We start from the raw sequence: 12,369 nt of genomic DNA, 5'->3' as shown, positions 1-12,369 counted from the left end.
AGTGGCAGACGACTCGCCCTCCAGGGACCGACTTCGTGTCGTACTCGCCGACGATCAGCAGCTGATCCGCGCCGGCTTCGCAGCGCTGCTGAACTCAGAGCCCGACATCGAGGTCGTTGGCGAGGCGGCCAACGGGGACGAGGCACTCCCGTTGGTTCGTGCGCTGGTCCCGGATGTGGTCCTGATGGATGTCCAGATGCCCGGCACCAACGGCATCGACGCCACCCGCCGCATCGCCGCCGACGCCGCGCTGGCCCGCGTTCGTGTCGTGATCCTCACCAACTACGCGCTGGATGCCTACGTGTTCGAGGCGCTGCGTGCCGGCGCGGCCGGGTTCCTGCTCAAAGACACCGGGCCCGACGAGCTGTTCCGCTCGGTCCGGGTCGCGTCGGCAGGAGAGGCGCTGCTCTCGCCGACGATCACCAAGCGGCTGATCGCTGCCTATGTTGCTTCCCCTCCCGCGCCCACCGCAGTTCCCACGCTGGCCCCGCTCACACCCCGCGAGCGCGAGGTGCTCACCCTGGTCGGCGCCGGTCTGTCCAACCGGGAGATCGCCGAACACCTGACGCTGTCGCACACCACTGCGAAGACTCATGTCAGCCGGACCATGATCAAACTCGGTGCCCGGGACCGCGCTCAGCTGGTCGTGATCGCCTACGAGACCGGGTTGGTGACGCCAAGAACCGGCGACCGATGACATCGGCACTGAGGTGCTTCGAACGCATCAGTTCGCCGCGTTGGATCGTGCCACGGTTTGGAGAGGGCGCCCGCCCAGCGGATGCCGTTCTCTTTGCGGAGGCGGGCGCGCTCCTCGCGTTCGGCGGCGAGAGTGTCGCGGTGGTGGGCGTTGGCGCTGCGTCAGCGCAGGTAGGCGCGTCGGGCCGGGGTCCGCTGCCCTCCTGATCGGTCAGTCTGCGCGCACGGACAGCTCAGTCGCCACGCCTCCAGTGGTCGGATCGGACGTCACCCCACATCCAACCCTCACGACCAGCAACCCGGCGAACCTATGCGGTCACAGCACTAGCGAACGGCCTTCCCGGCCGGGGCACCTCTGCTTTGGTGGAGCGTGCGCTCAGCATCGACGACCAAAGGATCCCGTGCCGAGACTCAGCGGAAGCCGACACAAAGCGCCGTACGACGCCGGTCCGCTGGCGACAGCACGTCGGCAACGGCGCCGTCCTGGCTGCGGCGAGTTTGCTCACCTGCCAGTGCCGGCGCGGTCGGGCACTGGCGTCCTCGTGGCGAAGAGATGCCGTATTTGACCCGCTCTGACTGGTCAGTCGTCACCGTTGGGTGCTCCGTTGGCGTGCGGTGGGCAAGCATCTGGGTTTGCGCTGTTGACAAAGGCGCATCACCAGGGCCATCGTGTTGGGACAGCGTCCCGGACCACTGTCCCAGGTTGGGTGGTGTAGGAGAGTTCTATGGACGAGACAAAAGGCGGAGTGCAGGTCGTCGAGCAGGCTTGTGACGTGCTGTTCGCTATTGCGGCGAGCACGGAAGCGCAGAGCGTGCGGGAACTGGCTGGGCGGACTGGTATCAGTAAGACGACGGTGCAGCGGATCATGGTGTCGCTGCATCGCTCCGGGTTGCTGACGCTTGACGATCGGACGCAGAAGTACGCGTTGTCTCATCGCGTCATGGAGTTCGGGGCGTCGTGGCAGCAGTCCTACGACCTGTTGACGCTGGCCCGGCCGTGGGCGGAGAAGCTGCACAAGGCGACCAAGGAGACGGTCGCGGTGTCGGTGGCGTCGGGGGGCTGGCGGGTCACGGTCTTTCAGCTCGAGAGCCCTCTGGCATTGCGTTACAGCACACAGATCGGCCGGCCTTATCCGCTGCACATCGGCGCAACGGGTCGGTTGTTGTTGTCGCAGCTTCCCGACGAGGAGGTCGAACGCCTCGTCAGCGACGCTGCTTGCCACGGCGTGGACATCCCCGAGGTGGGCCGCGTCCAGATCGATGCGCACGAGGTCCATCGCGACGTCGCCAGAATCAGGCAGGACGGCTTTGCGCTTAGTGAGAGCTGGCACGGTGCTGTGGGTAGTGGTGTCGCGGTGCGGCTGGCCTCGCCCGATGGTCGGCCTGCCGCGCTGAGCCTCTATGGGCCCGACAGCCGCCTGACTGCTGTCCGGATGCGGGAGCTGCTTCCCGACCTGGTGCACGCCGCCGAAGAGATCTCCCGACCGACGTTAACCATCCAACAGTCTTCGGATCCCGCGTAGTCGCGGGAACTCCCACACCGGCGCCAGGGCGTCGGTTGCTGCAGCCTGCCCGCCGCACGGGCGGACGGTCCGCATTCAGAGCGGGATCGTCCAGGGCGGCGGGCGGTTAGCCCCTGTCCTGAGAGGAGCCGTCTCTAGTGATAGCCAACGGCACCGACTTCGCACCACGGTCGAACGTGAGCCGAGCGCCCATCGCAGCGGGCATCATCGGCACCCTGGTCGAGTGGTTCGACTGGACCATCTACAGCTACATGGCGGTCGTCTTCACACCGGTCATCTTTCCCACGCACGACCCCGTCGTCGGGTTGTTCGCCAGCTACGGCACGTTCGCGGTGGGATTCTTGATGCGGCCGCTGGGGGCGGTGATCTTGTCGCCGTACGGTGACAGGCACGGACGGCGGCAACTGTTGTCGTTGACGATCCTGCTCACCGGGCTCGGCAGCCTTGGTATTGCCGTTACGCCAACGTATGGAGCCATCGGGCTCGCGGCTCCGTTGCTGTTCCTGCTGTTTCGCATGGTGCAGGGATTCGCCTACGGCGGAGAGTTCCAGGGTGGAATCACCTTCGTCGTCGAACATGCGAACGGTCGACGCGTCGGCTTCTTCGGCTCCCTGAACATGGCCTCGGCCGGCCTTGCCACCCTGCTCGCCACCGGCGTCGCCACCGCGGTCACGCGGTGGGTACCGCAGGATGCGCTCGGCGTCTGGGGCTGGCGCATCCCGTTCCTGCTCGGCGCCTTGCTGGCGCTGGTCGGCCTGTATCTGCGATCGCGGGTGCCCGAGACACCCGAGTTCGAACATGCAGCACGGCAGAACCGAGTCGTCAGACAGCCCTTGCTGCAGGCGATCCGGGAACATCCGCTGTCGTGCCTTCGAGTCATGGGCCTGCAGATGTCCACCGTGCCGTTCTATCTGTGGCTGGTGTTTCTGCCGACACTCGGGCACCTTGTCGCGGACCTGCCCCTGTCCACCGGCCTGTTCGCCGCGATGATCTCCACTGCGGTGTACACGATCCTGTTGCCGGCCTTTGGTGCGCTGTCGGACCGGATTGGACGCAAGCCACTGATTCTGATGACCTTCGTCGGGTTCCTGGTGTTGGCATATCCGCTGCTGCGGTTCCTGCTCACCGGCGATCTGGCCGCGTTCCTCGCACTGGACCTGATCGGCACCGTGTTGGTGGCGGGCGCGGCGAGCATGGAGGCAAGCACGTTCTGCGAACTGTTCCCGCCAGAGGTTCGGGCATCCGGGATCGGCGTTCCCTACGCTGCGTTGACCGCGGTACTGGGCGGCACCGCCCCGCTGATCGCCACCGCGCTCGCGTCCTCGGCGCATCCCAGCCTCTACATCGCCGGATACGTGATGCTCATCAGCGCCATCGCCATCGCCATCATCGCGCCCATGCCGGAGACCAACCCCGCCCGGACGCGATCCACGACTCTGCCCCCCGCCCCGGCCGATCACTGACATCCGCACCCATCACAGGAGGCCAACATGCAACTGCAGCTGACCACCGAGCAACACAAGCGCGCCGAAGCAGTACACGCGTCCGCGCTGGTCACAGACATGGCATGGGCAACCAATCCGGCCTGGCCCACACCCTTGATCGACGGACGCTACGCGCTTGAGCGCGCAGCGGCAGGCGGGGTGAGCGCGGCGAACGTCACCGTCGTCGCCTACGGTGCATCCTTCCGTGACGCGATCAAGGAGATCAACAGCCTGCGTCGGCTCATCGCAGACCGGTCGGACGTCGCGCTGCTGGTCCAGACCACCGCCGATCTCGACCAGGCCAAGCAAGAAGGCAAGATCGGCATCATCGTGGGCTTCCAGACCGGCTCACCGCTGGAGGACGACTGGGCCAACACGCTCCCGGTCCTGCAGCTCCTCGGTCTTCGCGTCATGCAGCTGACCTACAACGAACACAACCTCATCGGCAGTGGCTGCCTGGAACCCGACGACCGCGGGCTGACCGCGTACGGCAATCAAGTCATCAACGCCCTCAACGAGCAAGGCGTCATCATCGACCTAGCGCACGTAGGCATGCGCACCGCCGCAGACGCGGTCGAACGATCGGCGCAGCCGGTCATCGTCAGCCACGCCAACGCCCGAGCACTGTTCCCGCACCCGCGCAACCTGCCGGATGATCTGATGCGGCTGGTCGCCGAACACGGCGGTGTCATCGGCACCACTGCATGGGACGTTCTGTGCCGCAGGGACAGCAAGGAACGTCCCGATCTCGGGGCCTGCCTGGACAATATCGCCTACGTGGCTGACCTCGTCGGCGTCGACCACGTCGGCATCGGCACCGACAACAACGAGAACTTCCGGGCGCTGCCCATGCGTTCCGACTTCGCGGTCCAGTACCTCCAGGACGACGACACCAGCACACCCCTGGGACTGGACGGGTTCAGCTGGATGGACGAGTTCGTGAACCTCACCCGCGGGCTCGTCCAGCGCGGCTTCTCCGACGAGGACTGCGCCAAGATCCTCGGCGGCAACTTCCGCCGCGTCGCCGACTCGGTTTGGCACAAGGAGGCGCAGTGAGTGAACACATCGTGGTCGTCGGTGGCGGCATTGTCGGCTCGGCCGCCGCGTACCGGCTCGCCCGTCGCGGGCTGCGAGTCACCCTGGTAGACCGGGCGGACACCGGACACGCCACCGCCGCGGGCGCCGGCATCGTTGCACCTGCCACCGCATTCACGACACCTGCCGCCTGGTATCCGCTGGCCTTCCAGGCTGTCGCCTTCTACCAGGAACTCGTCGCGGCGCTCCGAGATGACGGCATCACCGACACCGGTTATTCGGTCACCGGCGGCTTGTTCATCGCCACCGACGAGACCGAACGCCAGCGGCTGACCGAAGTCCATCGCCTCATCGACGAACGCAGACTGGCCGGTGTCGCCAACATCGGCGAGCTCACCATGGTCGACCCGCAGCAAACGCACGAGATGTTCCCGCCGCTGGCGCCCGATACCGTGGCGCTGCATCTGTCCGCTGCCGGGCACGTCAACGGCAGGGTGATCCGAACGGCGATGCAGCAGGCGACCCTGCGACGCGGCGGCACGGTCACACAGGGCCGGGCCGAGCTGGCGCTCGACGGTAACCACTGCACCGGCGTACGCATCGACGGCGAGCTGCTCGGCGCCGATGCGGTCATCCTCGCGACCGGCGCCTGGCAGGACGCATGGCCAACCCAGCTAGGAGTGAAACTTCCGATCAGGCCGCAACGCGGCCAGATCCTGCACCTCGACGTCGCCGAGGACACCACACGGTGGCCCGTCGTCGTGTCCTTCAACGACCCCTACATGGTCACCTTCGGCCCTCACCGGATCGTCTCCGGCGCCACCCGCGAAGATGGCACCGGCTTCGACTACCGCATCACCGCCGAAGGCCAAGCCGAACTGCTACGCAAAACGCTCGCACGCGCACCGGGACTTGGCCCAGCCACCGTCGTGGAAACCCGCATCGGCTTCCGGCCTTTCAGCCCAGACCGGCTGCCCGTACTCGGCGCGGCACCAGAACACCCCGAAGTCTGGTTCGCCAACGGCCTAGGCTCATCAGGACTCATGATGGGCCCATACGCCGGCAGCATCGTGGCCGACATGGCCACCAACGACGAACCACCACTCGACATGAAACCCTACGCGCCCACCAGATTCGCCGGCTAGATGTTGTGGTTCATAAGGTTGACGTTCGGCGGGCAATAGGGGAGGGCGTAGGTCCCAGTGGAAGGAGGGACACGACCCAATGGCTCTGCGAGGGCAGCCGCGGCATTGCCCGGTCCAACATATCGGCCACCACAGCTGCATCGAAAGTGACACCCAGCAGGACGATGTCGACGGCGGTGATCGTGACGGCGTTCCCGACCGACTGGACGGTTATTCGATCGCGGATCAGACGCGGGGTCGACGAGCGTTGCCGATCTACGTCCGCCTTGAGGGTCGTCCGGGCCTACAAGCTCCGGTTGGAGCCTTCTCGGTCTCGGGCTGGCGGTTCAGACACGCCGTCCTTCTGTCGTTTGCGGCAACGCCGCCCAACCGGACGTGGCGGAGGTTCGACCAGAAACGAAGGGCGAGTTGGCTTCGCCGATGGTCGAGCGAGCTGGACATCGGACCGTCCCGATTGCGGCCGGACGCCTCCCGCCTACAGGTGAGGCCGGACCGCACGACCTCTGGCCTGGGCGGGCTGTCTAACGGAATCCCCCCACCCGAGCAGGCCGGGTAGCACCGGCCGGACGTGTTACCAACCGGCCGGAACCCCCGCACCGTACGAGAATGAGGTATGGCTCAGCGGTGGATCTTCTCCATCGGCAGGTGCAGGACGGTGGCGTCCGCGGGCAGGGTGTTGTCGGCGTACAAGTGCTGTACCTGGTCGGCGGTCAGCGCTCGGTCGGCGAGCCAGCTGTCGTCGAGGTCGCCGAGCAGTGGATCGTTGATGCCGTCGAGTCGGGCGCCGAACCGGATGCCGCCGACGCTGTCGTCGGATACCGACCCGGGGACCGCCGCGCCGCTCGCCGCCAACGTTCCGTCGACGTAGAGGGACACCGCGTCGCTGCCGCGGGTGAGCACGACCTGGTGCCATGCGCCGTCCGCGTAGGTTCCTGCGGCATCGACGTTCTTGCCGTTGACCGTCGCCCGCAGCGTCTGGTTCGCCAGCAGTTGCACGGACCATTGTGGTTGGCTGCCCGTACCGTTGGCCCACACGACGGTCTGTTTGCGGGTGCTGCTGGTCCGGAACCAGGCGGCCATGCTGAACGGCTTGCGCCCGAACAGCAGCGCAGGGGTGCGCGGCACCTCGACGTAGTCGCCGGCCAGGTGGAACGCGCCGCCGAACCGGCCGGCCACCGGCTGCGGTGCTCCACCGACCACGGCGTCGTGGTGACCGGGGCCGGCGTCCGGGGTACGCGCGGGCGCCGGCGGCGGGCTGTTCAGCAGGCCGGTGGGAACGCGGGCGAAGGTGATCCGCTGGCCGTAGGTGACCCGGGTGTCGGTCGGTACCCGGTCGCCGTTTTCGTACAGCAGGCCGATCGAACGGTCGCTGGCGGGAAGCTGGACCAGATCGGAGTAGGAGGACGGTCCGGCGTACACCAGCGGACCCTGCCGCCACGTCCTGCCATGGCCGGTGCTCGACCACAGCGTCATCCGTTCGCGGCTGGTGGCATGGTTCGGCGCGGACAGGACGAGCCGGTCGCCCAGCGCCAGGACCGATCCGGAGACCTGGGCGGCGACGACATCGGGCACCGGCCGGTAGGAGTGGTCGAAGCTCGTCCCACCGTCGTGGCTCGTGGTGTCCGCGCGGCCGACCAGGGCCGTACTGCCGGTGCGGGTGTTGAAGTAGACCGTGCCGTCGGGTAGCTCGGCGGCCGTGCTCTCGTTCGGATGGGTGGCCGAGGCGTCGTCGATGCCGCCGACGTGCCAGCTGGTACCGCCGTCGTCGCTGAAGATCGCCTGGCCGCCGAATACCCCGGGGTCGGTGCAGTCCATGCCGGCCGGTGGGGTGATCGAGTGGTCGCCGGCTATCACCAGGCGGCCGGCGTGCGAGCCGTGCTGCAGCTGGATGCCGTGGCCTGGTCCGCCGACGAAGTGTCGCCAGGTCGGCAGTTTCGCCTCGTTGGTGATGTCGCGTGGCGTCGACCAGGTGCGCCCGTCGTCGTCGCTGTACTGGATGAACGGGCGGCGGGTGTGCTGCGCGGTGGCCTGCCCGCAGGTGATGGTCTGCAGGGTCTCCTGGCCACCGGTGTGTGTGGTGTTCAGGATGATGCGGCCGGTCCGGCGGTCGACGACGGGCACCGGGTTTCCGGACTTGTCGTCGTTGTTGTCGTCGACTACCTGGAGCGGCCCCCAGGTCCTGCCGCCGTCGACGGATCGCTTCAGGACCACGTCGATGTTGCCGTTGTCCGAGGGGCTGTCGACGCGGCCCTCGGCGAACGCGAGCAGGGTGCCGTTGTCGGTCCGTACGATCGAGGGGATGCGGAAACTGTTGTAGCCGTCCTGATCGCGGGAGAACACGGTGCTGTAGCTGATCGCCGGGTTCGTGTCGGAGTTGCGTCCGGTGGCGTCCGCGGCCACCGGCCGGGCGCCCGCGGACTGGGTGGAGACCATCACGCCCGCGGCGACGGTCGCCGCGACGACCAGCCCGCGGCTCGTGCGAATCGACATGCGAGACCCTCCGTTCGATCGGTCACTCGGTGCGGCCTTCTCGTACTGCGGCAAGGAAGTAGTCGCGGTGTTCCCGGCGCGCCGCCGGGTCGGGATCCGGTACGTTCGGGGCGTCGAGCACGGTGGCGCTCTCGTCGAGGTACGGGGGTACTGGCGCGTCGAACTGCAGCCAGCGCAGGGCGGCCCGACGCAGCTCGGGCATCGCGCCGGGCTGCGGGTCGTGGGCCAGGTTTCGCAGCTCCAGCGGATCGGACCGCAGGTCGAAGAGCATTTCGGCGCCGGCGGTGGTGATCAGCTTGTGTGTCGCGGAGCGGACCAGGTAGGCCGGATCCGGGTCGCGGGTCATGGCGAACACGTGGGTCCGGCGGGCCGCCGCGTCGGTCAGGTCCAGCCCGGGTAGGCGCGGGTCGTGGTCGGCCCGGCAGATGCTCGCCACGGTGGGCGCGACATCGACCGTGCTGGCGAGCGCGTCGGTGCGGTGGCCCGCCCGTTGGTTCCCCGGCAGTTTGATGATCAGGGGCACTCGCAGCACCGGTTCGTACATCGGACCGTGCTTCAGCAGCAGGTGGTGGAAGCCGAGGTACTCGCCGTGGTCGGCGGTGAAGACGATCGTGCTCGACTCGTACCGGCCCTGCGCCCGCAGCGCGGTGACAACCCGGCCGACCTGTTCGTCGAGCTGGCTGATCGTCGCGTAGTACGCCGCCATCGTGGTTCGCAGCCGTTGCTCGTCCAACCGGTCGTGGTCGAAGTACGCCTGCCGCCAAGCCCGGTCGGCCGACGGTAGTTCCGCGGTCCATCCGGGCAGCAGTGTCAGTTCCTCGGGCCGGTACCGATCGGCCCACCCGGCCGGCGGATCGAACGGATGGTGCGGCTTGATGAACGACACGTGCAGCAGCTGCGGCGTGTCCGGCGTCCAGGCCCGAATCTCCTCGACCGCCCGGTCACCGATCCAGGTGGTCGAGTGCCAGCTGTCCGGCAGGTTCGACGTGCCGGTGCCGAAGGAGTCCCAGTACGCCGGTGGCGCGTCCGGGCGGACGGTGAGTTCCTGGTCGGTCAGGTCCACCACGTCGGCCAGCCCGGCGGCCCGCAGATCCCGGTGGTAGTCGTCGTCGTAGCGTCCCGGGCCGTGCTGTTCGGCCAGGATCATCCGCTGGTAGCCGACGTCCAGGTAGGTCGGCGTGAAGTGCATCTTGCCGACGGCGGTCGTCTGGTAGCCGCGCCGCCGCAGGACCCGCGGGATGGTGTCGATCCCGGGTGCCAGCGTGCTGTGGTTGTTCAGTCCGCCGTGCTGGTGCGGGTACAGGCCGGACAGCAGCGAGTAGCGCGAGGGCGTGCAGACCGGGTACGGGCAGAACGCTTCGGTGAAGGTGATCCCGTCCGCCGCCAACCCGTCGATGTGTGGCGTCAGCACGTCGGGGTTTCCCGTCACGCCAAGGCAGTCCGCGCGCAACTGGTCGGCCTGGATGATCACCACGTCCGGATTGGTCACGACGGGTGCCGATCCAGGAAACCGATGGCTGCCAGCTCGTCGGCCATCGCGGCACGTTGCCGATCGTCGAGGCTCGGCATCGGTGGCCGGCAGGGGCCGCAGTCGACGGCGGTGAGCCCGGCGGCGGTCTTGAAACCGGGCAGTTCGCCGGCGTATCCGCTGACCGTCTCGATGGTGCGTTGGGCTAGCCGCTGGCACTCTCGTGCCTGGTCGAGCTCGCCCTCTGCGGCGTGGCGGAGCAGCCGCAGGTACAGCGGCGCGGCGAAGTTGTAGACCGAACCGATCGCGGCGCGGATGCCGAGCCCCGCGGCCACCAGGATCAGCTGCGCGTTGCCGATGTACAACTCGTACTTGTCGCCGGCCAGTGCCAGGCAGCGTTGCAGGTCCGCGACGTCGCCGGCCGCGAACTTGATGCCGGCGAAGGTCGGCAGCCGCTCGCCGGCTTCAACCAGCACCGCGCTCGCCGGAATGTGCACCCCCGTCATCCCGGGGATGTGGTAGTAGACGAACGGTAGTTCCCCGGCCGCGTCGGCGATCGGCGCGAGGAAGTCCACCAGTTCGGCGGGCGTGGCCGGCTTGTGGAAGTACGGTGGCACTGCGGAGATCGCGTCCGCGCCGACGTCCTGCGCGTGCCGGGCCAGCGCCGCCGCCTCCCGCTGGCTGGTGTGCCCGACGTGCGCGATCACCCGCATCCGCCCGCCGGCGGCTGCGCACCAGCGTTCGAGCAGCTCCCGCCGTTCGTCCCGGGTCAGCGACGCACCCTCGCCCGCCGTACCCCCGACGTACACGGCGGCGCAGCCCCACCCGGCCAACTGGTCGGCCTGCCGTTCGATGGTCCGCCAGGCCACGCTCCCGTCCCGGTCGAACGGGGTGAACACCGCGGTCGCGAGCGCCATCACCGAGCCGTGCGCGTCCAAGGCCAGTCGTGCCATGGGTTGTCCTCTCGATTCCCTCGTCAGCGGGTGCGCAGGTTGTCCAGGATCAGGTAGTCGCGCTGATCCACCGCATATCCGGAGATCTGCCTGCGCAGCCCGGCCAGCGACTTCTTGGTGGAGATCCCCACCGCCCAGGCACCGTCGACGATGACCTTGTTCAGCCGCGCGTACGCGTCGCGCTGCGCGGCGGCGTTCGTCGCGGTGTTGCAGGCGTGGACCGCGTCGATGTAGCTCTGCGGTACCCGGTTCTTCATCATCACGTTGTCCTGGCTCGGCAGCATCGCCCGGCCCCGAGCCACCAGCCCCGGGCTCTGCAGCGTGTTGGGCTGGTTGGCGACGCAGCACTCCAGCTTTCCGGCGAACAGGTCGTTGAGGAAGGCGGTCGCCTCCATCGGCTTGAGCGTCAGCTCGAAACCGATCTTCTTGAAGTCGTCCTGGATGATCTGCATCATCTGGCTGGCGCCGGGATCACTGCTCACCGCGGCGGTGGCCCTGCGCTCGCCGCCGGCCTTCTTCAGCAGCCGCGCGGCCGCGTCGAGATCGAAGGCGTGCGACGTGAGGTACGACTTGTCGAAGCCTGCCGAGCCCGGCATGATCGGCGCGTAGACAGGGTCGCCGATGCCGAACCTGACCTGTTTGATGATCTTCTCGCGGTCGATCGCCCGTGCCAGCGCCTGCCGCAGCCTGACGTTGTCGAACGGCGGCATCCCACCGTTCATGAAGAAGATGTCCATCCGGCCGCTGCCCTGCGCGACGGTGAACTGGTCCTTGAGCTGAGCGACGTCGTTGAACTCCAGATACATTGCGCCGTCGACGTCACCGGACTGCAGCGCCGAGACCATCGCCTGGTCGTCCTGGAAGAACCGGAACTCGATCTCCTTCAGCCGGGGCTTGCCCTTGTCCCAGTAGTCGGCGTTCCGGGCCAGCCGCAGCCGCCGGTTCGGGTCGTACTCCACCAGCCGGAACGGGCCGGAGCCCGCGGGCTTGTTCGCCAGTGCCGCACCGCTGTTGTGGTCGGCCGGAACGAGCGGGAACGAGAACATCCAGTCGAGCACGATGCCCTCGGCCACCGCGTAGTGGAAGTCGATCCGGACCGTCCGCTTGTCGACCGCGGTGGCCTTCTCGATGAACTCGCTGGGCTGCACAAGGGTGAACCCGTCCTTGGGATTCAGTGCCCGCTTGACCCCGGCGACCACGTCCTCGGCGCTGATCGCCCGCCCGTCGTGGAACTTCGCCGCCCGCAGCGTGATGGTCACGGACCGGAAGTCCGATCCGATCGTCCACTTCTCGGCGCCCGCCGGAACGGTCCGGTAGCCACCGGGCGCGTAGTCGATCAGGTAGCTGTAGAAGGAGTGGATGTGCAGCGCCGAGTTCGTCTGGTAGGGGTCGAACTGCATGATCTGCGTGGTACCGAGCGTCAGCCGGTCGCCGTGCGCGCCACCAGCCGGGTCGCCGGACGCTCCGCAGCCGGCGAGACCCGGTGTCGCGGCGGCGATCCCGGCGACACCGGCGGACACCAGCAGCGAGCGACGACTGAGGCCAGGTAGGTCGGTCACAAGTACCTCCGGGGAA

General features: G+C 67.9%; 9 protein-coding genes. 5 read left to right on the top strand and 4 right to left on the bottom strand.

Features of this window, described 5'->3' with window-relative positions; genetic code table 11:
• Nucleotide 1 precedes the first annotated feature (1 nt).
• From NUM_RS02940 to NUM_RS02920, 5 genes are all read left to right on the top strand, one after another.
• On the top strand, nt 2-697 hold the full coding sequence (locus NUM_RS02940; RefSeq protein ID WP_225918295.1) for a response regulator: 696 nt from the start codon (nt 2-4) through the stop codon (nt 695-697).
• A 724-nt stretch (nt 698-1,421) separates the two neighbouring features.
• The gene (locus NUM_RS02935) at nt 1,422-2,219 is read left to right on the top strand and encodes an IclR family transcriptional regulator (RefSeq protein ID WP_207122967.1); all 798 of its coding nucleotides are present in this window, start codon (nt 1,422-1,424) and stop codon (nt 2,217-2,219) included.
• Nucleotides 2,220-2,356: 137 nt separating this feature from the next.
• The gene (locus NUM_RS02930) at nt 2,357-3,682 is read left to right on the top strand and encodes an MFS transporter (RefSeq protein ID WP_207122966.1); all 1,326 of its coding nucleotides are present in this window, start codon (nt 2,357-2,359) and stop codon (nt 3,680-3,682) included.
• Between the two features lie 27 nt (nt 3,683-3,709).
• A complete protein-coding gene (locus NUM_RS02925) occupies nt 3,710-4,759 on the top strand; it encodes a dipeptidase (protein ID WP_207122965.1) in 1,050 nt (349 codons plus the stop codon).
• Nucleotides 4,756-5,883, top strand: a complete 1,128-nt coding sequence (locus tag NUM_RS02920; protein WP_207122964.1) for an NAD(P)/FAD-dependent oxidoreductase — start codon at nt 4,756-4,758, stop codon at nt 5,881-5,883. Before NUM_RS02925 ends, NUM_RS02920 begins: the two co-directional genes overlap by 4 nt.
• A 618-nt stretch (nt 5,884-6,501) precedes the next feature.
• Here the strand turns inward: NUM_RS02920 and NUM_RS02915 are convergent.
• From NUM_RS02915 to NUM_RS02900, 4 genes are read right to left on the bottom strand one after another with little or no spacing between them, the layout of a single operon-like run.
• Complete coding sequence (locus NUM_RS02915) at nt 6,502-8,373, bottom strand: sialidase family protein (RefSeq protein ID WP_207122963.1); 1,872 nt, start codon at nt 8,371-8,373, stop codon at nt 6,502-6,504.
• A gap of 22 nt (nt 8,374-8,395) precedes the next feature.
• Nucleotides 8,396-9,862 carry a sulfatase family protein gene (locus tag NUM_RS02910; RefSeq protein WP_207122962.1) on the bottom strand — a complete coding sequence of 489 codons (1,467 nt, stop codon included), beginning with the start codon at nt 9,860-9,862 and terminating at the stop codon, nt 8,396-8,398.
• Nucleotides 9,859-10,794, bottom strand: coding sequence for a dihydrodipicolinate synthase family protein (locus tag NUM_RS02905; RefSeq protein ID WP_207122961.1), 936 nt, complete (start codon nt 10,792-10,794; stop codon nt 9,859-9,861). Before NUM_RS02905 ends, NUM_RS02910 begins: the two co-directional genes overlap by 4 nt.
• Before the next feature lie 23 nt (nt 10,795-10,817).
• Complete coding sequence (locus NUM_RS02900) at nt 10,818-12,353, bottom strand: ABC transporter substrate-binding protein (RefSeq protein ID WP_207122960.1); 1,536 nt, start codon at nt 12,351-12,353, stop codon at nt 10,818-10,820.
• Between the last annotated feature and the right edge of the window lie 16 nt (nt 12,354-12,369).

Source organism: Actinocatenispora comari (assembly GCF_017312725.1).
In the GTDB taxonomy this organism is placed as follows: domain Bacteria; phylum Actinomycetota; class Actinomycetes; order Mycobacteriales; family Micromonosporaceae; genus Actinocatenispora; species Actinocatenispora comari.
The sequence above is the reverse complement of the archived record's forward strand: the minus strand, read 5'-3'. Positions and strand labels throughout refer to the sequence as shown.

Bases quoted from the DNA above. Each gene is read 5' to 3' on its own strand.
- NUM_RS02935 (WP_207122967.1), top strand. From the start codon at position 1,422: ATGGACGAGACAAAAGGCGGAGTGCAGGTCGTCGAGCAGGCTTGTGAC.
- NUM_RS02905 (WP_207122961.1), bottom strand. From the start codon at position 10,794: ATGGCACGACTGGCCTTGGACGCGCACGGCTCGGTGATGGCGCTCGCG.
- NUM_RS02925 (WP_207122965.1), top strand. From the start codon at position 3,710: ATGCAACTGCAGCTGACCACCGAGCAACACAAGCGCGCCGAAGCAGTA.
- NUM_RS02915 (WP_207122963.1), bottom strand. From the start codon at position 8,373: ATGTCGATTCGCACGAGCCGCGGGCTGGTCGTCGCGGCGACCGTCGCC.